We start from the raw sequence: 22,403 nt of genomic DNA on the forward strand, positions 1-22,403 counted from the left end.
CACCCTCCCGGTTGCGTCCGGCCAACCGTAACGCATGATCTCGCCTATAGCGCTCTAGCGCAATACTCCTAGAGCGCTATATACGATTACAACGAAGGAAGATCTAGAGCGCTCTAAAATGTCGTTACAAAGTATTGACACAGCCGAAATGTGCCGCTTCCCTGGTGACTGGCGCCACACCCCAAGCACTCCAGAAAGGGATCGACTCGTGTCACTCCTGCGGATCGGCGCGGTCGCGGTGGCGGCCCTGCTCCTCACCAGCGGCTGCAACAGCGGCAAACCCTCCGGCGCCGCCTCGAACGCGGCCGCCGAGGCCGGCACCACGGCCAACGCGGCCGCCGACACCGGCGGCAAGACCGCGATCTTCGTGATCGGCGGCAAGTCCGACGACCCGTTCTGGTCGAAGGTGAAGCGCGGCGTCGACGACGCGGCGAAGGTGGTCCAGGCCCAGGGCGGGTCGGTCACCTTCCTCGGCCCGCAGAACTACGACAACCTCGGCCCGGACGCGGCCAAGCTGATCGACTCCGCGCTCAGCCAGGGCGCGACAGCGGTGATCGGCCCCGACTGGGTGCCGGAGGCCGAGGACGCCGCCTTCCAGCGGGTGGTCGCCAAGGGCGTCCCGCTGATCGTCTACAACGCGGGCGGGATGGAGGCCGCCGAGCGGCTCGGCGCGCTGAACTACATCGGCAGCGACGAGTACGCGGCCGGCAAGGCGGGCGGTGAGTTCCTCGGCAAGCAGGGCGCCAAGAACGTGCTGTGCGTCAACACCGTGCCCGGCGCGGCGAACACCGAGTCGCGCTGCAAGGGCGTCGCGGACGGTGTCAAGGCGAGCGGCGGCAACTCCAAGCAACTGCCGATGCCCTCGTCCAACTTCGGCAACCCGACCGCGGTCGCCCAGGGCGTGAAGGCGGCGCTGCTCAAGGACGACACCATCGACGGCGTCGTCACGATCAGCACCCAGGACGCCGACAGCGCGGCCAGCGGGATCGACCAGGCCGGCCTCGGCCAGCGGGTCAAGCTCGGCACGTTCGACATGGACGAGTCGCAGCTGAACCGGATCAAGGCCGGCAAGCAGCTGTTCTCGATCGACCAGCAGCCGTACCTGCAGGGCTACCTGGCGGTCTCGATGGCCAACGGCTACCTCAAGTACGGCCTCGAGCTGCCGCAGCGCCCGCTGCTCACCGGCCCGGCCATCATCAGCGCGGACAACGTCGACTCGGCCATCGCCGGCGCCAAGGCCGGCGTCCGCTGACTCCCCGATCACAACCACAAGGTGGTGTCCCCATGACAGTCCAATTGGCCGAACCGACGCCTGCGAAATCACCGGCCGGGTACGGCGCCCGGTCGGGAGCGTCGGCCGGCGACCTGGCCCGCCGCCCGGAAACCGGCGCCCTGATCGGCACGATCAGCGTCTTCGTGTTCTTCGCGATCTTCGGCGGCGGGCAGTTCCTGTCCGCCGGCGGCGCCGCGAGCTGGCTCAACGTCGCCGCCGAGCTCGGCATCATCGCCATCCCGGTCGGTCTGCTGATGGTCGCCGGCGAGCTGGACCTGTCGGTCGGCTCGGTGCTGGCGTCGAGCTCGATGACGGTGGCGATCGTCTCCGGCTACTGGGGCGCCCCGGTGATCGTCGGCATCGTGGCCGCGCTCGCCCTCGGCCTGGCCGTCGGTTTCCTGAACGGCCTGCTGGTGACCCGGACCAACGTTCCGTCCTTTATCGTCACGCTCGCGACGCTGTCCGGGCTCTCCGGCCTGACGCTGGGCCTGTCCCGGGTCGTCACCGGTACGACGAGTGTCGCCATCGACCCCGGTCCGCAGGCCAAGGCCTTGCTGGGCACCCTGGTCGGCGGCAAGTTCGAGGTCGCGATCTTCTGGTGGATCGCCGCAATCCTCGTGGTCGGCTGGCTGCTGCACGTCAGCCCCTACGGCAACTGGGTGTTCGCGGTGGGCGGCGACAAGGAGAGCGCCCGCGCCACCGGGATCCCGGTCCAGGGCGTGAAGATCACGCTGTTCATGGCGTCGGCGTTCGGCGCCGCGGTGGTCGGCGTCATCCAGACCATGCTCTACAACAGCGCGCAGGTCGCGAACGGGCAGTCGTTCGTCTTCAACTCGATCATCGCGGTCGTGATCGGCGGCGTCCTGCTGACCGGCGGCTACGGCTCGGTCGTCGGGATCGTGCTCGGCACGCTGACATTCGCGATCGTCAGCCAGGGCATCTACTACACCGGCTGGAACTCCGACTGGGCCGCCCTGATCCTCGGCGTGCTGATCCTCGCCGCCGTCCTGATGAACAACACGTTCCGGCGCATGGCTCTGTCGTATGCGCCCCGCACCAAGAAGAAGGCGTGACCATGACGGAACCGCTGCTCGAGCTGAGCGACGTCTGCAAGTCGTTCGGCGCGACCGACGTACTGACCGACATCTCGCTGCGCGTGCACCCTGGTGAAGTGCTCTGCCTGCTGGGTGACAACGGCGCGGGCAAGTCGACGCTGATCAAGATCCTGTCCGGGGTGCACCAGCCGACCTCGGGCCAGATCTGGGCCAACGGCGAGACCGCCGTGTTCCGCAGTCCGCGGGACGCGAGCGCGCACGGCGTCGCCACCGTGCACCAGTTCGGCGGCACGTTCCCGCTGATGTCGATCGGCCGGTCGTTCTTCGTCGGAGCCGAGCCGACCAAGTGGCGCGGGCCGTTCCGCCGGTTCGACCGCAGGTTCGCCGGCGGGATCGCCGTACGGGAGATGCAGGGTCTGGGCATCACGCGGGTGACCGACGGGGACCGGCTGGTCGGCGGGCTGTCCGGTGGCGAGCGGCAGGCGCTGGCGATCGCGCGGGCGGTGTACTTCGGCGCCAAGCTGCTGATCCTCGACGAGCCGACCGCGGCGCTCGGAGTCAAGGAGGCCGCGCACGTGCTCCGGATCATCATGCAGGCCCGGCAGAAGGGCATCGCGGTCGTGCTGGTCACCCACCACGTGACGCACGCGATGACGGTCGGCGACCACTTCGCCGTACTGATCCGGGGTGCGCTGGCCGCGGACTTCCGCAAGGGCGAGCGGTCCCGTGAGGAGATCACCGACCTGATGGCCGGCGGCGAGGCGATGGCCGAACTGGAGGCCGAGATCGAAGCATTCACCACTACCGAAGCGAAGGCAGGACAGCTGTGAACTCTCTTGGCGTCGCCGTGATCGGCGCGGGCATGGTCGGCCGGGCACACGCCGCCGGCTACCGGGCCGCGTCCCAGCTCTACGACCTGGACCTACCGGAGATCCGGCTGGTCGCGATCGCCGACGCGCACGAGCCGTTCGCGGTCGACGGCGCCCAGCGGTTCGGGTACGAGCGCGCGGAGACGTCCTGGCAGGCGATCGTGGAGGCGCCGGACATCGACGTGGTGTCGGTTGCCATCGCCAACGAGCTGCACCGGCCGGTCGTCGAGGCATTGCTTGCCGCTGGCAAACATGTGCTGTGCGAGAAGCCGCTCGCGCCCTCGGTCGAGGACGCCAAGGCGATGGTCGCCGCGGCCGAGGCGGCCGACACGCAATCCGGGGCCGGCTTCTCGTTCCGTCGTACGCCGGGAATCAACGCCATCCGTGAAGAGCTCGCGGCGATCGGGCCGGTGCGGCACTTCAACGGCCACTACTGGTGCGACTATGCGCAGAACCCGGGCAACCCGATGAGCTGGCGCTACAAGGGCGGGCCGGGCAGCGGTGCGCTCGCGGACATCGGCAGTCACCTGGTCGATCTCGGTGAGTACCTGTGCGGGCCGATCGCGTCGGTCAGCGGTGCGGTGTTCCAGACGTTCACCACCTCGCGTCCGGTGCCGCTCGGCGCGACCGTCGGGCATGCGGCCGGCGCCGTCGGCAAGGAGCTGGAGCCGGTCGAGAACGAGGACATCGCGACCTTCACGGCCACCTTCGCCAATGGCGCGGTCGGCACGTTCTCGATCAGCCGGATCTCGCACGGCCTGCCGAACGGGCTCGGGTTCGAGATCTTCACCGCCGACGGCGCCGCGGCCTTCGACCTGAACCGGCCCGGCGAGTTCACGTTCGCCGACCATGGTTCGGACGCCACGACCAACGGGTTCCGCACCGTCCTGATCGGTCCGCAGCACCCGGGCATCGACAAGGGCATCCCGATGGACTTCCCGTCGGTCGGCCACGGCCAGAACGACCTGTTCACCTGGCAGGCCAGGGCCTTCCTGGACCAGGTGGCCGGCCTCGGCAAGCTCGCGCCGGTGCCGTCGCTGGCTCACGGTCTGCACAACCTCGAGATTCTCGCCGCGGTCACCCAGTCCGCGCTCAACAACGGCCAGGCCGTCTCCCTCAGCTGAAAGGAACCACCGTCTATGAAGCTCGGCGCCTACACCGCCTGCCTGCACGACAAGACCCTCGACGAAGCGCTCGCGATCCTGCGCGATCTCGGCCTGACCAGTGTCGAGGTGAATGCCGGCGGATTCATCGGCACACCGCATCTCCCGGTCGACGAGCTCCTCGAGAGCGCGGACGCCCGCAAGGAGTATCTGGCGACCTTCGACAAGTACGGGATCGAACTGACCGCCCTGAACTGCAACGGCAACCCGCTGCACCCCGACCCCGAGATCACTCACGGCGCCGACCTCACGCGCAGCATCAAGCTGGCCGGCTTGCTCGGGATCAAGACCGTCATCACCATGTCCGGTCTGCCCGCCGCCGAGGGCGGCGGCACCCGGCCGTCGTGGACGGTCATCCCCTGGGACAGCGTCTACAAGGAGACGCTCGACTACCAGTGGGACGAGGTCGCCGTACCGTTCTGGACCGAGATCGAGGCCTTGGCAGCGCAGTACGACGTACGCGTGGCGATCGAGATGCACCCTCACAACCTGGTCTTCAACCCAGCCACGCTGAAACGGCTCGTGGAGCGGACCAACGCCACCCACATCGGCGCGGAGCTGGACCCGAGCCACCTGTTCTGGCAGCACATCGACCCTGTCCGGGCGATCGAGGACCTGGGCGACCTGGTGTTCTTCGCTGCCGCCAAGGACACGCTCATCCACGAGACGGCTGCGGTCAACGGCGTACTGGACGACCGGTTCGAGTGGATCCCTGCCGACGAACAGCCGCTGGGGCTCGGCGGGCGCTACACCGTGACCCGATGGCCGGCCGTTCCCGGCTGGTCGTTCGTGGCCGTTGGGCGCGGGCACGACGTGGACTTCTGGGCGCGCTTCCTGACCGCGCTGCACAGGGTGAACCCGGAGCTGCCGGTGAACATCGAGCACGAGGACGCGTCGTTCGGCCAGATCGAGGGGTTGAGGTTCGCCGCCGACAACCTGATCGCGGCTGCCGAGAAGGCCGGGGTGCTCGAATGAAAGTTGCCCTCGACCCGTACATGTTCCGTACGACGCCGCTGCTCGAGCTACCCGGTCTGGTCGCGGACCTGGGCTACGAATACATCGAACTGTCCCCGCGCGACGACTTCACCCCGTTCTTCCTGCACCCACGCGCCAACGACTCCACGGTGACCGGGTTCAAGAAGGCGCTGGACGCGGCGGGCGTGCAAATCGCCTGCCACCTGCCGCTGTACCGGTGGTCCGGCCCCGACGAGGACGAACGCCAGGCGGCCGTCCGCTACTGGAAGCGCGCGATCCAGCTGACCGTCGATCTGGACTGCCGGGTGATGAACTCCGAGTTCAACGGCCGGCCCGAACAGGCCTCCCGCAGCGAGGGCATGTTCTGGAAGTCCCTCGAAGAGTTGCTGCCCGTGTTCGAGCGGGAGGGGGTCGAGCTGCGGCTGGAGCCGCACCCGGACGACTTCGTCGAGGACGGCCTCGTGGCGATCGACATGATCCGCGGCATCAACTCACCGCTGGTCAGCTTCCTGTACTGCGCCCCGCACACCTTCCACATGGGCGGCAACATGGTCGAGATCATGCGCCACGCCGGCCCGCTCCTCACGCATCTGCACCTGGCCGACTCCTTCGACCACACCGCGTCGTCCGGGCTGCGCTACATCGTCAACCCGCCCGGCTCAACCGCCCGCGTCCACCAGCACCTCGACATCGGCCAGGGCGAAGTCGACTGGGACACCTTCTTCACCACACTGGGCGAGCTCGGCTTCGGCGATCGCGAGGACACGATCATGACCTCGTGCGTGTTCGCCTGGGAGGACCGGGCCCGCGACTCGTCGACGTACATGCGCGAGACCATCGACAAGTACGTGAGCTCGTGGTGAGTACAGTCCCGTGACATGGAGATGGAGGCGCGGGTCAGGGACAGTTTCGAGCGTCAGGGGCTGATGCACCATCTCGGCGCCCAGCTCACGGAGATCGCCCCCGGCCGGGTGCACATCATTCTCCCCAGCCGCCCCGAGGTGACCCAGCAACACGGCTACTTCCACGCCGGAGCCACCAGCGCCATCGCCGACAGCGCCGGTGGCTACGCCGCCTACACCCTCTTCCCCGAGGACAGCTCGGTCCTCACCGTCGAATACAAGATCAACCTCCTGGCCCCAGCCGAAGGCACTCACCTCGAAGCCATAGGCACCGTCCTGAAAGCCGGCCGCACCCTGACCATCTGCCGCCTGGAGGTCTACGCCATCCAACCCACCAACCGCACCCTCACAGCCACCGGCCAGCAAACCCTCATCCGCATCGACAAACGCCCGGAACGCTAGTCCGGCCAGCCTGTGCAGGACTCGGCTAGTCGACGACTGTGGTCAGTTCGGCTTGTTGGCGGCGTACGTCGAAGTCGGAGGCGTCGGGGACGGCGTGCGGCCGTGCTTCATGCGCCCTCCTTCAGTACGGCGTTCGCCGCCGCGAAGGCGTGATTGGCCGCGGGCACCCCGCAGTACACCGCGGTCTGCAGGATGACCTCGGCGATCCCGTCCCGGGTCAGGCCGTTGCGGAGTGCGGCGCGCAGGTGGAGCTCGAGTTCGGACCAGTGGCCGTGGGCAATCAATGCGGTGAGCGTGACGATGCTGCGATCGCGGCGCGCCAACCCCGGCCGGGTCCAGATCTCGCCCCAGGCGTAGCGGGTGATGAAGTCCTGGAAGTCCGCGGACAACTCGGTCTTGGCCGCGTCGGCCTGGTCGACATGCGCGTCGCCGAGGACCTCCCGCCGTACCTTCATGCCGTCATCCACGAGACGTCCAACGGGCCAAGGCTGCATCGATCAGAGCATCCGAAGCACCCAGGTACGACGCCGGATCGCCGGAGCCACCGCGTTCGCTCAACAACTGATCGGCAGCCGACTCGGCTCGCCGGCGCATCGCGTCGACGTCCACCTCGAGCCCGGCCACCAACTCGGCCGCCTGACTGGCCGCCGTCACCATGAGTTCGAGCAACCGCCGGAACGCGGGCCACTCGGCATGCCACGCCCCAGGCGACCGCTCGTCCTGACTCTGACCGGCACAGACATGCAACTGCGCACCCAACTGCGGTGCCTGCAACGCCGCACTGCGGATCAGCACGCTCAACACCGGGTTCTGCTTGTGCGGCATCGTCGACGACCCACCCCGGCCGGCAGCCTCCCGCACCTCGGCAACCTCAGACCGTCCCAGCGTCAACACATCACCCGCGATGTGCCCGAGCGCATCGCAGGTCTCCACCAACGCATCCCCCACCCGCGTCACCGGCGTACGCCGCGTATGCCAACTGAGCACCGGCACTACCAGCCCCAACTCGGAGGCAAACGCCTCAACCGGAGCATCAGGCGCCAACGCCAACGTCCCAGCCGCACCACCACACTGCACCGGCAGTACGACGCCCTCCAACGCCTCACGTGCATCCACCACACCTACCAGCCACTGTGCAGCCTTCAGCCCGAACGTCACCGGTACGGCGTACTGCGTCAACGTCCGTCCGGCCATCACGGACCGTCGATGCACTGAAGCCAATCCAGCCAGTGAGTCCGCCAGCGACTCGAGATCCGCCGAAACCCGAGTCAGCGCATCACGAGCCAGCAGCATGAGGGCCGTGTCGAGCACGTCCTGACTGGTCAACCCGCGATGGACCTCGCCCCCCAAGTCCGCTCGCAGCGCCCGTACCAACGGCAGCACCGGATTCCCGCCCGCCTCCACCTCAGCATCATCCAGCTGAACCGGTTTCTCGACGGACCCCGACCCACCACGAGCCCGCAGCCAGGCCTCCTCGACCCGAACCATCGCCGCGACCAACGCATCGTCGTCCACCACACCGGCGGCCCGGTGCGATCCAGGTTCGAGCAGCGAGCCCATCAGGAATGCCCCGGATACGTCAGGAAGACCGTCTCGCGAGGTCCCTGCAGGTGGACGTCAAAGCGCAGACTCCCATCGTTCTCGCGTACTGCGACCAGCGTCGAGCGATCCGCCTCGTCCAGCCCCGCAAGCAACGGATCACCATCCAGCTCCCCCGGCAGATAGATCCGCGTGAACAACCTGTTCAGGAGTCCACGGGCGAAGACCGTCACCGCGAAGAAGGCCGGCGCACTCGGACGGGTCGGACCGGGCTCCACGGTGCTGAACCAGTAATGGCCGTTGGGGTCCGTGTTGCTGCGCCCCCACCCGGTGAAGCCCGCGCCGTCCCTCCGCAGCGAACCCTCGATCTCCGGAACCACGCCCGACGCATCAGCCTGCCGGATCTCCAGCAATGCATCCGGCATGCCGACCCCGGCACCGTCGTACACGTGCCCGTGCAACCACACCGAGCCTGGGCTCCCCCGCCGTACCAGCTCCCGATCTCCCGGGAAGGGCAAGGCGTAGTGGAAGAACGGGCCGACGGTCTGCCCGGGCGTCGCGACGAGGTCAGCCATTCTCGTTCTCCATCGGCGTCGTGTGGTTGCCGGTGAGCACGATGTCCCAGCGGTAACCCATCAGCCACTCGTGCTGCGAGAGGTCGTGGTCGTACGTCGCCACGAGCCGGTCGCGGGCAGTCCGGTCCGGGATCGACTGCAGGATCGGGTCCAGCGCGAACAGCGGATCGCCGGCGAAATACATCTGCGTGACCATCCGCTGGGTGAAGTCGGTGCCGAACAGCGAGAAGTGGATGTGCGCCGGCCGCCAGGCGTTGTTGTGGTTGCGCCACGGGTAAGGACCCGGCTTGATCGTGGTGAACGAGTACCAGCCGTCGTCGTCGGTCAGGCACCGCCCGACCCCGGTGAAGTGCGGATCGACCGGCGCCGGGTGCTGATCGCCTTTGTGGATGTAGCGGCCGGCCGCGTTCGCCTGCCAGATCTCGACCAGTTGCCGCCGGACCGGGCGACCGTCGCCGTCGACGATCCGCCCGCGCACCTGGATCCGCTCCCCGATCGGCTCGCCACCACGCTGGACGGTCAGGTCGGACTCCAGACGGCCGACGTCGGAGTGACCGAACACCGGCGCAACCAACTCCGCCCCCTCGGGATCCGCGTGCCGCAACTCCTTGGTCGGGTGCCGCAGCAAAGTGCTCCGGTACGGCGGGAATTCCAGCCGGGGCTGGTCGTCGCCGGACCGAGTGTCGGCCTGGATCTTCTCGATCTCCTCACTGATCACCCGCTGACTGATCAACTCATCGGCTGTCACCCGCTCAGGCTAAGAGCCGGACCGCGCTCCGGAGACCGCCTTCTTCCGCTGGCCGGAAGGGTCAGGGTTCGATCAACCCTGCCCGGATCGCGTAGCGAGTCAGCTCGGTGCGGTCGCGCATACCTGAATGGGGTCCACCACCCATCTGTTCGCCCGCCGGCTCCGAAGAACTGCCATGCGCAACAGCTGGAGTCAGCACGCAGCGTCGGCCGCCGGCGGCGTCATCGCAGCCGGTACAGCGCTGGCCGTCGGCTACCTCGTGGCGGCAATCACCGGCGGCCCCTGGCCGGTCGACGCCGTCGGAGTCCAGGTCATCGACTGGGCCCCAGGCCCGGTCAAGGACTTCGCCGTCCGAGAACTGGGCACAGCCGACCGCCCGCTACTCCGGGTCGGCATCTGCGCGGTCCTCGCGGCCGCGGCCGCCCTCGCCGGCGCAATCGGCCGCAGCCAGCCCCCGGCTGCGGCCACCGGCGAGACCAGCGGTCGCCGGCCACCAGCCGGAGGGATCGGCGGGCGGTGGCAGCTGGTTGCGGTTGGGGTGGCGGCGGGGCTTGGGCTGGTTGGGGTGGGGTTTGCCGGGGGTAGCCGTTCGGCGGCTACGGGGGTCGCCGAAAGGTTGCTCCCGGCAATCGCCACGCTGGTCGTCGCGGTGGTCGCGATGGCTCTCGTCGTCCGCAGGCCGCGAGGCAGGGCAGAGCAGCCGGACGGGTTCGACCGGCGGCAGTTCCTGCTGACCGTGTCCGCCCTGGCCGTGGTCGGCGCCGCCTCCGTCGCCACCACCCGAGTCGTGTCCTTCGGAACCGGTGAAAGCGCACGCGCCAAGGTGCGCATCCCCCGACCAGCGGATCCCGCGCGAGCACTCCCAGCCGGCGTGCAGGCCGACGTACCAGGGGTCAGCAGCTTCGTCACGCCCAACAGCAAGTTCTACCGCGTCGACACCCTCCTGCAGGTGCCCCGGATCGACCCCGACCGGTGGGAGCTCCGCGTCCACGGCATGGTCGACCGAGAGCTACGTCTGTCCTTCCGGGACCTGCTGGACCGGCGACTGATCGAGCGCGACGTCACCCTGACCTGCGTCTCGAACGAGGTCGGCGGACCGTACGTCGGCAACGCCCGCTGGATCGGCGTACCAATCGCCGACATCCTCGCCGAGGCCGGTGTACGCAAAGGTGCCGACGCGGTGAAGTCCACGAGCATCGACGGACTCACGATCGGCACCCCGCTCGCGGCCCTCACCGACGGGCGCGACGCACTTTTCGCGGTTGCGATGAACGGCGAACCGCTGCCGTTCGAGCACGGTTTCCCGGTGCGGATGGTGGTGCCGGGTCTGTACGGCTACGTCTCGGCGACCAAGTGGATCGTCGACTTCGAGGTGACCCGGTTCCAGGACTTCAGCGCATACTGGACCGATCGCGGGTGGTCGGCCGAGGCGCCGATCAAGACGGCGGCGCGGATCGACGTACCGAAAGGCTTCGCGACCATCGACGCCGGACCCGCGGTCGCCGCGGGCGTCGCCTGGGCACAGCACCGCGGCATCCGGAAGGTCGAGGTGCAGGTCGACGACGGCCCCTGGCAGGAGGCGGACCTCGCCGCCGAGGACACCATCGACACCTGGCGGCAGTGGACCTTCCGCTGGACCGCGACCCCCGGCAACCACAAGCTCACCGTCCGCGCGACCGACGCCGACGGAAAAACCCAGACCGATCAGCGCACTCCGCCGCGCCCGAACGGCTCGTCCGGCCTGCACAACACGGTCGTGATGGTCCGGTGACCCATCCGCCGGGCCGCCCGCTCCGAAGTACTCCCATCGGCAACCCCTTCGAGAGAGAGAAACCTCATGCGTAAGCACATCGGTATCGCCCTGTCCGCCCTGGCCCTCGCGTTCGCGACGACCGCCTGCGGCAGCGGCGACGACTCCGGAGCCGGGAGCGCGCCGGCCCAGACGCCCGCGCAGACGCCGAGCTCGACGCCGTCGATGGACAGCGCGGCGGGCCTGGTCGGTCCTGGATGCGCCGACTACGCGAAGGCCAATCCGAGCGGCGCCGGCTCGATCGACGGTATGGCAGCCGCGCCGGTGGCCACCGCCGCGTCCGGCAACCCGCTGCTGACCACGCTGGTCTCGGCAGTGTCCGGCAAGCTGAACCCGAAGGTCGACCTGGTCTCCACCCTGAACGGCGGCGAGTTCACCGTCTTCGCGCCGGTCGACACGGCCTTCGCGAAGATCCCGGCGGCCACCGTGAACACGCTCAAGACCAACGACGCCCTGCTGACCAAGATCCTGACCTACCACGTAGTGCCCGGACAGCTCGACCCGGCGGCCGTCGTGGGTAAGCATGTGACTGTGGAAAAGCAGGAGGTCACAGTCAGCGGCTCGGGCGACAGCCTCAAGGTGAACGGCGCCAACGTCATCTGTGGCGGCGTGAAGACCGCGAACGCCACCGTCTACCTGATCGACTCGGTCCTGATGCCGCCGGCTGCCTGATCATGCCCGAACCCATCCCACTGCCCTGGCCGGGCGGGTCCAGCGCCCGCCCCGGCGAGGTCAGTGACGGCGAGCTCCTGGTCCTGACCGGCCGGGGCGACAAGACGGCGTTCAGCACGCTGTACGACCGGGTCACGCCGTCGGTCTTCGGCCTGGTACGGCGGATCCTGCGCAACCCGGCGCAGTCGGAGGAGGTGACCCAGGAGGTGATGCTCGACGTCTGGCGGACCGCGACCCGGTACGACGCCAGCCGCGGCTCGGCGCGCTCCTGGATCCTCACCATCGCGCACCGCCGGGCCGTCGACCGGGTCCGCTCCGAGCAGGCTGCCGCCGACCGGACCGAGCTCGCCGGCGTCCGGTCGGTGGAGGTCGACTTCGACCAGGTCGCGGACACCGTCACCACCCGGCTAGAGGTCGAGCAGGTACGGCGTTGCCTCGACACCCTGACCGAGTTGCAACGCGAGTCGATCGCCCTGGCCTACTACGAGGGCTACACCTATCCCGAGGTCGCCCAGCGACTCGACGCGAAGCTGCCTACCATCAAGGCGAGAATGCGGGACGGCCTGATCCGGCTGCGCGACTGCCTCGGAACCACGAAGGGGGTCACGCCATGAGCGAACCCGACGTGCACACCCTCACCGGCCCCTACGTCCTCGACGCCCTGCCCGACGACGAGCGCACCCGCTTCGAGGAACACCTCGCCGAGTGCCCCTTTTGCACCACAGAGGTCGCCGAGCTCCGCGAAGCCGGCATCAAACTCGCCACCCAGGTCGCGACCCCACCACCGCCCGCGCTCAAGGCCGAGGTGATGTCGGCGATCGAGCAGATCCGCCAGCTGCCACCACTCGTTCCCGGTGCGACCGACGAGCTCGCCCGCCGCCGGTTCAGCCGTCGATCGGTTCTGGCTCTCGCAGCCGCCGCGCTGGCCGTCGCGGCGACCGGGGGGATCGCGATCGACCAGTACCGCGACAAGGAAGCAGTCATCCAAGCCAATGACCGAGTGGCCTCCGTGCTAGCGGAGCCGGATGCCCGCACGCTGCACAGCCCGGTCAACGGCGGTGGTCAGGCGACCATCGTCACCTCCGACCGTGCCGATGCCGCGGTCGTCGTACTGCGAGACCTGCCGCAGCTCGACGCCGATCAGACCTATCAGCTCTGGCTGATCGACCCGAACCGGACCGCGCACTCCGTCGGCCTCGCATCGGGCGACCTCACCACGGTCGTCGACGGCGCCACCGGCAAGGCCGCCTTCGGCCTCACCGTCGAGCCCGACGGCGGCTCCCCCACCCCCACCCTCCCCGCCGCCGCCCTGATCCCGATGGCCTAATTGACGCTGGTGTTGACTTTTCGTCGGATCCGTCGAATCCTGGACAGGAGACGAGAGGATCCCAATGACTCAGGTGCGGGTCGGGCTGGTTGTGCCCAGTTCGAATGTCACGGTCGAGACCGAAATGCCGGCGCTGCTGGGCCGGCATCCGGCGGCGACGTTCTCCTTCCACAGCAGCCGGATGCGGATGGCCAAGGTGTCACCCGCGCAGCTCGCCGCGATGAACGCGCAGCGGGAGCGGTGTGTGCTGGAGCTCGGCGACGCCGATCCGGACGTGCTGCTCTACGCGTGCCTGGTCGCGCTGATGTCCGCCGGTCCCGGTGAGCATCAGCGCGTCGAGGGACTGATCGCGGAGCAGCTTGCCACCGGTGGATCCGCGACCAAAGTCAGGTCGAGTGCCGGGGCGCTGGTCGAGGCGCTGCGGGCTGTTCCGGCGCGGCGGATCGCACTGGTGACGCCGTACCTGAAGCCGCTCGCCGAGCAGGTTGTCGGCTACCTCGAGGCGGAGGGTTTCGAGGTGGTGGACTGGCGGGCGCTGGAGGTCGAGGACAACCGTGCGGTCGGCTGCATCCCCGGTGACCAAGTGATGGCCGCCGCCCGCTCGCTGGAGCTGAGCCGCGCGGATGCGTTGGTCCTTTCGGCCTGTGTGCAGATGCCGTCGCTGCCGCTGATCGACGCGGCCGAGCAGGAGTTCGGGCTTCCCGTGCTCTCAGCCGCGACCGCCGGCGCCTACAGCATCCTCAAGGCCGCCGCGCTGCCACTCGGCATTCCCGGAGCAGGCGCCCTGCTTAGTCGCGAAGGAGGACTTTCCCGATGAACGAGCTTGCCGGACAGCACCTCGCCCGCGGCGTCGACCACGCCGCCTTCCCCACCTTCGATCCGGTCGGGACGGTCCGCTTCTACCGCGACGTTCTCGGCTTCCCGGTCGTGCACTCGATCTGCGCGGCCGGCTGGGGACCGGACGACCACCCGGACTTCATTCACTTCTTCTTCGACCTCGGCAACGCCGACCGGATCGCGTTCTTCTACTACTTCGGGCTGCCACGGCCGTCGGCGGACGGAAAAGGTGATGTCTACGCGCGGTTCGGCGACAGTACGCCGGACTGGTTCGTCCGGTCGCGGCACCTGGCGATCCACGTCGACTCCGACGACGCCCTCATGGAGTACCGTCGCCGGCTCGACCAGAGCGAGTGGCCGGTCGAGATGCAGATCCAGCACGAGACCATCGAGTCGATCTACACCCACGACCCGAACGGCTACATGGTCGAGGTCACCCGCGCGCTGCGACCGGTGACGCCCCAGGAGGACCTGGACGCGAACCTGACCATCGACGCGCTCGTCGACATCGCGCAGCGCGAGGGCCACACGATGGACGACCTGCTGACCCGTAAGGCCGAGCTGATCGTGGAACGCGCCCCGTCGTGGGAGGTGCCGGTATGAGCCGGCTGTTCGTCCTCGACGTCCCGGAGAACACCTCCGTCGCCAAGGTCGCGGCCCAGTCCGCCGGGGTCCACGTGGACAAGCTCGGCCCGTATTTCGTCATCGAGAACGACGGCCCGATCGTCATCGACCGCCGGGCCACCGGCTGCCGGCACGCCGTCTGGTACAGCTGCGTAGCCGGGCTGGCCGGCGGCCGAATCGTCCAATGGGACAAGGACGCGCTGCGAGTCGATCCGCGATGACCGCGACGCGACTCGGCGCCGACCGCTACTCCACCACCATCGACGCGCCCGCGGGTGTAGCGACGAGCGTGCACGAACTCCAAACCAGCGACGGCGCCAAGGTGACCGGCGTCCTGCGGGTCCCGCGCGGCGCAACCACGGTCGTCACGATCATGCACCCGCGCCAGGAGGTCACCCACCATCCGCTCGTCCCCTACCTGCTGACGATGGGGTACGGCGTCTGGACCCAAGGCACCCGCTCCCCGAACAACGACCTCAACCTGCTGCACGAACAAGCGATCATCGACTTCGCCGCCGGTCTGGTCTTCCTGCGTGACCAAGGCTTCGACGTCTACTCACTCGGTCACTCCGGCGGCGGCACCCTGGCCGCCTTCTACTGCCAACAGGCATCCATGCCTCCTCATTCACGCCTGACCACAACGCCCGCCGGCCGACCGGTCGTCTTGGCCGACACCGCGATGCCGCTGCCGGACGGCTGCATCTTCCTGGCCCCGCATCCCGGCCAGGGCGCCCTCCTGCAACGACTCATCGATCCGTCCGTGACCGACGAATCCGATCCGCTCTCGGTGGACCCTGATCTCGACCCGTTCAACCCCGCCAACGGGTTCCGCCCGGCGCCAGAGTCGAGCAGCTACGACGACGAGTTCATCACCCGCTACCGCGCAGCCCAGGAGGAACGAGTACGACGACTCGACGCCACAGCCCGCGCCTACGTGTCGGACGCCCAGCAGGCCAACCGCGCCTTCAAGTCCGGCGGCGACGCGACCGACCGCCGACGCGCACTCGCACCCCGCGTGCTGACCGTCTTCCGCACCGATGCCGACCTGCGCAACGTCGACCTCTCGCTGGATCCGAACAATCGTCCGTACGGCTCGCTGTTCGGCCGCCGACCCGACCTGACCAACTACGGTCTCGTCGGTTTCGCTCGCCTGTCGACCGCCGAAGCTTGGCTGTCCACGTGGTCTGCGCTGTCCACCAACGCCACGTTCCTCGACTGCGCGCCGGGCGTCACCGTGCCGACGCTGCTCCTGGAGTTCACCGGCGACCAGGCGTCGTACCCGATCGACATCGCGGCGATGCGCGCTGCCCTGGGTGCCTCGGACCTAAGCGTGCGCTCCGTCCCCGGCACCCACTTCGGTGGTCCGATCACGAAGGGCGCGCCTACCGGCACTTCCCTGGCAGCAGCCACCATCGAGAGTTGGCTACGGGATCACTGCTGATCGGTGCTCAGGATCTTCTCGAGGTGCTGGACGTCCTGCTTGAGGCGTTCGATCGCCCGGGTCCGGGGGTCCACTCCGGGGTCGGCGTCGTCGGAGGAGAGCACCGACGCGACCGCGAGGTCGGCGATGGTGGTAGCGACCCGGGTGTTCTCCTCCGGTGTGCCCGGGTGGTGCCACCAGGCGACCCAGTTGCACTGGCCGATGACGGCCAGGGCGGCGATCCGGGGATCGACCGGCCGGAACTCCCCGGTTGCGACGCCGGCCTCGATCACGGCGACGATCTCGTTCAGGACGTCGCGGCGGCTCTTGTCGTACGGCCCGACGAGCTCCTCGGGCAGGTCCGCCTCGGAGCGGATCAGCAGCTGGAACTTGGCCGGCTCAGTGGCCTGCTGCAACGCGATGGCGTGGGCGATCTCGCGCAGCTTCTGAGCCGCACCGAGCCCGCTCTGCCGGCGGATGGCACGCAGCGCGCGGGCCGGTCCCTCGGCGAGCTCGCTGACCAGCTTGGCCAGGATCTCGTCCTTGTTCTTGACGTAGTGGTAGAGCGCCGGGCGGGTCAGCCCGGTCGCGTCCGCGATGTCCTTCAGGCTCGTCCCGGAGAACCCGCGCTCGGCGAACAGCCGGGTCGCCTCGGCGATGATCTGACTCTCGACGAGATCGCGACGCGTGCTGCTCCGGCCACGTTCTTCGGCGTTGCCTGACGTCATGGGCAGACTCTAACCGGACGCACCGGCTCGCACGGCCGCGGCGACGCGGGTGCGGAGCGCTGCCTTGTCGATCTTGCCGACGTTCGTCCGCGGCAGGTCGTCCAGCTGCTCGACCCGTTCGGGCCACTTGAACTTCGCGACCCCGAGCGCGGCCAGGTGCCGCTGGACCGCAGGAAGGTCGACGTCAGGACCGGCCACGACGTACGCGCACGACCGCTCTCCGAGCCGGTCATCAGGCATCGCCACCACAGCCGCCTGGCTGATCCCGGCGTGCCTGAGCAGCAGGAGCTCGACCTCCTCGGCGTTGATCTTCTCGCCGCCGCGGTTGATCACGTCCTTGATCCGGCCCTCGATCAGCAACTGCGGGACGCCGTCGTACGTCTCCCACCGGGCCAGGTCACCGGTGCGGTAGAACCCGTCCGAGGTGAACGCGATGGCGTTGCGCTCAGCGGCTGCGTAGTACCCCGGGATCGTGTACGGACCGCGGCAGCACAGCTCGCCGATCTCGCCGTACGGCGCCTCGGTCTCGGTGCCCGGGATCAGGATCCGGACCTCGTCGTACTCGCTCAGCGCGGTGCCGACCGTCCGGAGTCGCGCCTCCCGCGGATCGTCGAGCCGGCTCATCACGAACAGGCCCTCGCCCATGCCGAACAGCTGTCCGGACCAGATCCCGCGACGCTCGAGCTCGTCGAACAAGGCTTCGGGGACCTTCGTCCCGGACAGCACAACCTGGCGCAGGGCCGGCAATCCATCGAGGAAGCCGGGCTGGCGGAGTGCGCCGAAGTGGCCGTGACCGATCAGCGCGGCATCGACGCCGGCTCGGGACAGCAAGGCCGCCGACGCGGCGGCGTCCGGGGTGCCGAGGACGAGGGTGGCTCCGCAGCTGTGCGCCGCATGGACGGCACAGGTGATGCCGGCGTTGTGGATGATCGGGATCAGATGGCCGACGTTCGTGTCCGTGGTCCAGCCCAGACGACGGGCGTACATCGCCGCGTTGTACCAGTATTCCGCGTGCCGACGAGGGATCAGCTTGGGCACTCCCGTCGTACCGCCGGACAGTTGCAGGGCTGCCAGGTCGTCCGGCCCGACGCTGCGTTGCGCCTCGTCGATGCGGGCGCGGATCGTCTCCGCACTCAGCTCGGCGCCGGGTAGGGGCTCGTCCGCGCCGATCGTGATCAGGTGGCGCAGCGTCGGATGGCCGGCGGCGATCTCGCGAGCGAAGGCGACCAGATCGAACGGCAGACCGGCCTCGACCAGGTGAGCCGCGGCCGAACACTGCTGGCTGATCTCACCGATCTCGTGGGCCCGATGGGCGGTGAGCGCTGCCACCGGCACCAAAGCCGCTTTGAAGCACGCGTACCAGGCGACGACAGTCTCCAGCCGGTTGGTGACCTGGAAGATCACCCGGTCCCCTGGCCGCAGACCGAGTTCGAGCAGGCCCGCGCCGATCCGATCGGTGCGCTGGTCCAGCTCGGCGTACGTCAGGCTCCCCTGCTCGGCGACGACAGCGACCGCATCCGGGAAGCGCTGCGCAACTGCCGTGAACTCGCGGGCGATCGAGCGCGAACCCCACAACCCGGCCGCCCGGTAGCGCTCAGCCAACTCGGTCCGGAACGGCGGCACCAGCTCGTCGGTGATCATGCGGCGCCACCCAGGTCGACGAGGTCCACGCGCTCGGTGACGAGGGCGCCGACCGCGAGCTCGGTCGCCTCCGGGTCGAGCCGCGCCACCACCAGCGTGCCCACCTCACGCCGGATCCGTTCCGCCACGTCGAACATCGTCAGCACCGAACCAGTGTCGTCAGCAGCACTCAGCAGCACGCCGGACATCGCCTCGTCGGCTCCGAGCTCCTTCACGAGCGTATCCGCTCCCGATCCCCACGGATCGCTCACGGACACATGCACCGGTCGCAGCCCGGGGACCTCAGACGCCCGCACCCGACGCGATCCGAAGGCCGTGCCGAGCGGTTGCCGCAGCACCCACTCCGTGAGGTTGCCGTCATCGACGTGCGAGACCTCGCACCGCGCGTACTGCGCCAGCGCCGTGCGTACGACGTCCCCCGCCGAGCCGGCGAACCGGTCGACGGACACCTTGCCGGCGCGGGTCATGTACGAGACGAGCAACTGCTCCACGGGCAGATCGAGCCGGGTCGGGAACGAGTCCCACCAGCTCATACTGCGAGTCGCCGTCTCCTGGAGATGCTCGACGGCCGGCCGCCGTACCTGCTCGTACTGGACCAGCGCGGCCTCGAGATCGTCCGCGTCGGCGATGGCCGCGGCGAGCGCGATGCCGCCCTCCATCGCGAGCTTCGTGCCCGACCCGATCGAGTAGTGCGCGGTGTGTGCCGCGTCGCCGAGCAGTACGACGTTGCCGTCGTGCCAGCGCTCGCAGCTGACCGTACGGAACCGGAGCCAACGCGTGCGGTTGCCGATCAGCCGATGCCCGTGCAGGTGCTCGGCGAAGGCTTCGCCAAGGTACTCGAGCGAGTCCGTGTCACTCGCGTCGAGCGGCAGCCGCTCACTGGCCACATCGAAGCCGGCCCGGCGCCAGGTCTCCTCGTCGGTCTCGATCAGGAACGTGCTCCGGTCGCTCGCATAGGGGTAGGCATGCGCGACGAAGGTCCCGTACTCGGTCCGCATCGGCGCGAACACCGCCCTGGGCAGTGCCACGTCCGTCCCTGCCCACAGATACAGACCCTTGTGTACGTCGACCCGCGCGCCGAACACCTCAGCCCGCGACTCCCGAGTCCCACTGCTGACACCGTCGGCCGCGATAACGAGGTCGGCGTCGAGCTCGTCTGCGGTGACGCGCGCGTTGTAGCGGAACTCGACCCCTGCCTCGGCAGCGTGTGCCCGCAGTATGTCCAGCAACATCGACCGGCCGATCGCGATCAGGTTGTCGAGGGCCAGACTCACCTGGCGCCCGCCGACCGCCATCGACATCTCGTGCGACCACGAGTTGGCGACGATCGCCGCGAACGTCTCCGGGTCCGCCGCGTCCAGGTTCCGCTGCGTGCGCGTGGCCAGACCGACACCGAAACCGAAGGTGCTCGCGGGCTCCGACTGCTCGAAGACGCGGACCCGGGTGTGCGGATGGCGGAGCTTGAGGAGCCGGGCGACGTACAGTCCGCCCGGTCCCCCACCCAGTACGTCCACGGACCGAAGCTTCACTGCGGCCCGCCCGCGAGCGCGAACCGGCCGACGTCCGCGACGTGGTCCGCGTGGTCCTTCGGCACGACCGCCGAGTAGACCGCCGTCCAGCACCCCGGGCAGCAGAGCTGCCGGAACACGACCTCGTCGTCCACGTAGGTCGCCGGTTCGGAGGTGATCTGCGGCCCTGCCTCGGTCGACGGCCCCTCGAAGACCGCGAGCTGGAGCTGCGTACCGGACGACAGGTCCGCCAGCTGATGGCCACAGTGCGCACAGCCCACTTGGTTGCCCGCGACAACTAGGTTGTCGTCCAACCGCCGCGCGTTCGCCACGTCGACACGCTGTGTTTCACCTGATTGCGGCGAACCTGAGCGCTGCCGCCGCTGATCCCGCCGACGCTCACGCAGTACGGCGGTCTCTCCGTCGTCGACCACACCGTCGTGCAGGACTACGCCGTACACCTCGAGAGCCGCCTCAGGTGACACCTTCTGCTCCCGCACATCGTCCGCCACGGCAGCCGGATCGCGATGCAGCGGATCGCCGTACCCGCCGCCGCCTTGCCAGCTCAGGTACAGCACCTCACCGGGCGCCAAGTACGACTGCGCGTAGCAGTCGCCCAACTCGACACCGTCGCCCAACTCGTCCAGCGACTGTGGCACCTTGCCTTGCTCGAGAAGCGCGTGTACGTCGATGCCGCGGGCAACCGCATCGAGTCCGGTGTTGCCGGGATAGCCACCGGCGAGCCCGTTGTTCTGCGAGACCGCCTTGCCGGCCGAGGCCAGGACGAGGCCGGCCGGGTTGTTCGAGCCGTACAGCGTCACCGCGACCGATGCGCTCACCCCACCGCGCTGCCGCCCCGGGCCGCCCGAGTCGGGCTCCTCACGCCGCCACAGCGTGAGCAGCGGGTAGAGGAACTCCGTCATCTCGACGTCGGGGATGCGACCCATCGGGATGCAGAACAGCCCGCCGGTGTCCATGCCATCCGTCTGTGGCCGGGCGCCGAAGCCACCGGCCATCGGCTCCATCATCACGTTGAGGAAAGGCATCGGGACCTCGCCCCGTTCGTCGAGACCGGCCACGACCGCGGTGTCCCAGGTACCACAGCATGCGGCCTGGACGCTCTTGCCCAGGTCCACCGACTGATCGAGCAGTTGCGACAGACACTCTGCAACCAAAGTGCCGGTGAGCCAGGCAGGGCCGATCGGACCGCGGCTGACGGCCGCGGGATAGGTCGCGTTGTTGATGGTGCCCTCCTCCGCCACCAGGTCGAAGCAGCGCATCAGCCCACCCGCCGACCAGGGAATGTCGTGCGCCAGGATCGGCAGCAGCGCGAGCATCACACCACCTCGCATCCCGGCAAAGGTGCAGTTGATGACTCCGCTCTGCGGATCGGTGCCGTGGAAGTCGAAGGTCAGGTGGTCGCCGGACTTCGTCATCGCGACGGTGATCTTGTGCACGCCCCGGTCACCCTCGTGCGACTGGTCCTGGTAGCCGGTCGCCCGCCAGGTGCCGTCCGGCAAGGCGGTCAGCTTGCGCCGCAGCCGGCTCTCGGCGTCGGACATCATCCGCTTCATCACCGCTTTGACCGTGTCGGCGCCGTACTGGTCGATGACCTCGGCGAGGCGCTTGCGGCCGACGGAGTTCGAGCCGATCTTGGCGCGCAGGTCCAGGTTGACCAGCATCGGCACGCGCGACCGCCGTACCCACGCGTCGGCGACGTCGTCCTGGAGCTCGAAGTCGCGCACGACCTTGATCGGCGGGGTGGGCAGCGCCTCGGCGAACACGTCCTGCGCCGCCGGGGAGAACGACCCCAACCCGACACCGCCGAGGTCCGGCTCGTGGCAGATCGCGCTGGTCCAGGCGAACAGGTTGCCCTCGTGGAAGATCGGCTGGAAGACGATCACGTCGCTCTGGTGCAGACCGCCGCCGACCCACGGGTCGTTGCAGAGGAACATGTCGCCTTCGCGGATGCCCGGGTTGCCGGCCCGGTGCTGCAGGGTCCAGTAGATCGCCAGGTCGACCGCGCCGACCAGCATCGTGTTGTAGAGACCGACCTGCACCTCCTGGCCGACCTCGTCGCAGATCGCGAAGTCGAAGTCGTTCGCGTCGGTGACGATCGGGGAGCCGGACATCCGCTTCAGCGCCTCGCCCATCTCCTCGGTCACCGACCACAGCCGGTGCCGGATCACCTCGTAGGTCAGCGGATCCAGGCTGTCGATCTGCTCCTGCGTGACGGTGTGCACCGGGAGCGACGCCGGCAGCCCGGCGGCGAGCACGGCGGGGTCGACGGGACGGCTGGAGAAATGCTCCGAGCCGGGGATCTGCATCGCCATGG

The 22,403-nt window shown here is 68.8% G+C and carries 23 protein-coding genes; 15 read left to right on the forward strand and 8 right to left on the reverse strand.

What is annotated here, in order from left to right; genetic code table 11:
- Nucleotides 1-208 precede the first annotated feature (208 nt).
- From ACIBL3_RS10150 to ACIBL3_RS10180, 7 genes are read left to right on the forward strand one after another with little or no spacing between them, the layout of a single operon-like run.
- A complete protein-coding gene (locus ACIBL3_RS10150; protein ID WP_396352945.1) occupies nucleotides 209-1,252 on the forward strand; it encodes a sugar ABC transporter substrate-binding protein in 1,044 nt (347 codons plus the stop codon).
- 32 nt (nucleotides 1,253-1,284) lie between these two features.
- A complete protein-coding gene (locus ACIBL3_RS10155) occupies nucleotides 1,285-2,346 on the forward strand; it encodes an ABC transporter permease (protein WP_396352946.1) in 1,062 nt (353 codons plus the stop codon).
- Nucleotides 2,347-2,348: 2 nt separating this feature from the next.
- The gene (locus ACIBL3_RS10160; protein ID WP_396353356.1) at nucleotides 2,349-3,158 is read left to right on the forward strand and encodes an ATP-binding cassette domain-containing protein; all 810 of its coding nucleotides are present in this window, start codon (nucleotides 2,349-2,351) and stop codon (nucleotides 3,156-3,158) included.
- On the forward strand, nucleotides 3,155-4,321 hold the full coding sequence (locus ACIBL3_RS10165) for a Gfo/Idh/MocA family protein (RefSeq protein WP_396352947.1): 1,167 nt from the start codon (nucleotides 3,155-3,157) through the stop codon (nucleotides 4,319-4,321). The genes ACIBL3_RS10160 and ACIBL3_RS10165 overlap by 4 nt, the downstream gene beginning before the upstream one ends.
- 15 nt (nucleotides 4,322-4,336) lie before the next feature.
- Nucleotides 4,337-5,335, forward strand: coding sequence for a sugar phosphate isomerase/epimerase family protein (locus tag ACIBL3_RS10170; RefSeq protein WP_396352948.1), 999 nt, complete (start codon nucleotides 4,337-4,339; stop codon nucleotides 5,333-5,335).
- Complete coding sequence (locus ACIBL3_RS10175) at nucleotides 5,332-6,198, forward strand: sugar phosphate isomerase/epimerase family protein (RefSeq protein ID WP_396352949.1); 867 nt, start codon at nucleotides 5,332-5,334, stop codon at nucleotides 6,196-6,198. Before ACIBL3_RS10170 ends, ACIBL3_RS10175 begins: the two co-directional genes overlap by 4 nt.
- A 15-nt stretch (nucleotides 6,199-6,213) precedes the next feature.
- Entirely contained in the window at nucleotides 6,214-6,639 is a 426-nt protein-coding gene (locus ACIBL3_RS10180) for a PaaI family thioesterase (RefSeq protein ID WP_396352950.1), read from the forward strand.
- 107 nt (nucleotides 6,640-6,746) lie between these two features.
- Here ACIBL3_RS10180 and pcaC read toward each other — a convergent pair whose 3' ends face one another.
- The 4 genes from pcaC to pcaH are packed head-to-tail and all read right to left on the reverse strand — an operon-like array spanning nucleotide 6,747 to nucleotide 9,501.
- Nucleotides 6,747-7,094 (reverse strand): 4-carboxymuconolactone decarboxylase, encoded by a 348-nt coding sequence (gene pcaC / locus ACIBL3_RS10185; protein WP_396352951.1) that lies wholly within the window; start codon nucleotides 7,092-7,094, stop codon nucleotides 6,747-6,749.
- Between the two features lie 4 nt (nucleotides 7,095-7,098).
- Entirely contained in the window at nucleotides 7,099-8,199 is a 1,101-nt protein-coding gene (locus ACIBL3_RS10190) for a lyase family protein (protein WP_396352952.1), read from the reverse strand.
- Nucleotides 8,199-8,753, reverse strand: coding sequence for a protocatechuate 3,4-dioxygenase subunit alpha (gene pcaG, locus ACIBL3_RS10195; RefSeq protein WP_396352953.1), 555 nt, complete (start codon nucleotides 8,751-8,753; stop codon nucleotides 8,199-8,201). Before pcaG ends, ACIBL3_RS10190 begins: the two co-directional genes overlap by 1 nt.
- Nucleotides 8,746-9,501: a protocatechuate 3,4-dioxygenase subunit beta gene (gene pcaH / locus ACIBL3_RS10200; protein ID WP_396352954.1), complete on the reverse strand. Its 756-nt coding sequence runs from the start codon at nucleotides 9,499-9,501 to the stop codon at nucleotides 8,746-8,748. The genes pcaG and pcaH overlap by 8 nt, the downstream gene beginning before the upstream one ends.
- Nucleotides 9,502-9,676: 175 nt before the next feature.
- On the opposite strand from pcaH, the gene ACIBL3_RS10205 reads away from it, so the two are divergent.
- The 8 genes from ACIBL3_RS10205 (at nucleotide 9,677) to ACIBL3_RS10240 (ending at nucleotide 16,212) form a co-directional block, all read left to right on the forward strand.
- Nucleotides 9,677-11,272 (forward strand): molybdopterin-dependent oxidoreductase, encoded by a 1,596-nt coding sequence (locus ACIBL3_RS10205; RefSeq protein ID WP_396352955.1) that lies wholly within the window; start codon nucleotides 9,677-9,679, stop codon nucleotides 11,270-11,272.
- A 66-nt stretch (nucleotides 11,273-11,338) separates the two neighbouring features.
- Nucleotides 11,339-11,983, forward strand: a complete 645-nt coding sequence (locus ACIBL3_RS10210; RefSeq protein WP_396352956.1) for a fasciclin domain-containing protein — start codon at nucleotides 11,339-11,341, stop codon at nucleotides 11,981-11,983.
- 2 nt (nucleotides 11,984-11,985) lie between these two features.
- Nucleotides 11,986-12,597: an ECF RNA polymerase sigma factor SigK gene (gene sigK / locus ACIBL3_RS10215; protein WP_396352957.1), complete on the forward strand. Its 612-nt coding sequence runs from the start codon at nucleotides 11,986-11,988 to the stop codon at nucleotides 12,595-12,597.
- On the forward strand, nucleotides 12,594-13,310 hold the full coding sequence (locus ACIBL3_RS10220) for an anti-sigma factor domain-containing protein (RefSeq protein ID WP_396352958.1): 717 nt from the start codon (nucleotides 12,594-12,596) through the stop codon (nucleotides 13,308-13,310). The genes sigK and ACIBL3_RS10220 overlap by 4 nt, the downstream gene beginning before the upstream one ends.
- Before the next feature lie 64 nt (nucleotides 13,311-13,374).
- Nucleotides 13,375-14,127, forward strand: a complete 753-nt coding sequence (locus ACIBL3_RS10225; protein WP_396352959.1) for a maleate cis-trans isomerase — start codon at nucleotides 13,375-13,377, stop codon at nucleotides 14,125-14,127.
- Nucleotides 14,124-14,750: a VOC family protein gene (locus ACIBL3_RS10230; protein ID WP_396352960.1), complete on the forward strand. Its 627-nt coding sequence runs from the start codon at nucleotides 14,124-14,126 to the stop codon at nucleotides 14,748-14,750. Before ACIBL3_RS10225 ends, ACIBL3_RS10230 begins: the two co-directional genes overlap by 4 nt.
- On the forward strand, nucleotides 14,747-14,992 hold the full coding sequence (locus ACIBL3_RS10235; protein WP_396352961.1) for a hypothetical protein: 246 nt from the start codon (nucleotides 14,747-14,749) through the stop codon (nucleotides 14,990-14,992). The genes ACIBL3_RS10230 and ACIBL3_RS10235 overlap by 4 nt, the downstream gene beginning before the upstream one ends.
- Entirely contained in the window at nucleotides 14,989-16,212 is a 1,224-nt protein-coding gene (locus tag ACIBL3_RS10240; RefSeq protein WP_396352962.1) for an alpha/beta hydrolase, read from the forward strand. Before ACIBL3_RS10235 ends, ACIBL3_RS10240 begins: the two co-directional genes overlap by 4 nt.
- Here ACIBL3_RS10240 and ACIBL3_RS10245 read toward each other — a convergent pair.
- Genes ACIBL3_RS10245 through ACIBL3_RS10260 form a run of 4 tightly spaced genes read right to left on the reverse strand, consistent with a single transcriptional unit; the run spans nucleotide 16,203 to nucleotide 22,401 of the window.
- A complete protein-coding gene (locus ACIBL3_RS10245) occupies nucleotides 16,203-16,919 on the reverse strand; it encodes a TetR/AcrR family transcriptional regulator (RefSeq protein WP_396352963.1) in 717 nt (238 codons plus the stop codon). The genes ACIBL3_RS10240 and ACIBL3_RS10245 overlap by 10 nt on opposite strands.
- 9 nt (nucleotides 16,920-16,928) lie before the next feature.
- The gene (locus ACIBL3_RS10250) at nucleotides 16,929-18,560 is read right to left on the reverse strand and encodes a (2,3-dihydroxybenzoyl)adenylate synthase (RefSeq protein WP_396352964.1); all 1,632 of its coding nucleotides are present in this window, start codon (nucleotides 18,558-18,560) and stop codon (nucleotides 16,929-16,931) included.
- Nucleotides 18,557-20,089, reverse strand: coding sequence for an FAD-dependent monooxygenase (locus ACIBL3_RS10255; protein ID WP_396352965.1), 1,533 nt, complete (start codon nucleotides 20,087-20,089; stop codon nucleotides 18,557-18,559). Before ACIBL3_RS10255 ends, ACIBL3_RS10250 begins: the two co-directional genes overlap by 4 nt.
- On the reverse strand, nucleotides 20,086-22,401 hold the full coding sequence (locus tag ACIBL3_RS10260) for a hydantoinase B/oxoprolinase family protein (RefSeq protein ID WP_396352966.1): 2,316 nt from the start codon (nucleotides 22,399-22,401) through the stop codon (nucleotides 20,086-20,088). The genes ACIBL3_RS10255 and ACIBL3_RS10260 overlap by 4 nt, the downstream gene beginning before the upstream one ends.
- Nucleotides 22,402-22,403 lie beyond the last annotated feature (2 nt).

The sequence above is a fragment of the Kribbella sp. NPDC050124 genome (assembly GCF_044460355.1).
Lineage (GTDB): Bacteria > Actinomycetota > Actinomycetes > Propionibacteriales > Kribbellaceae > Kribbella.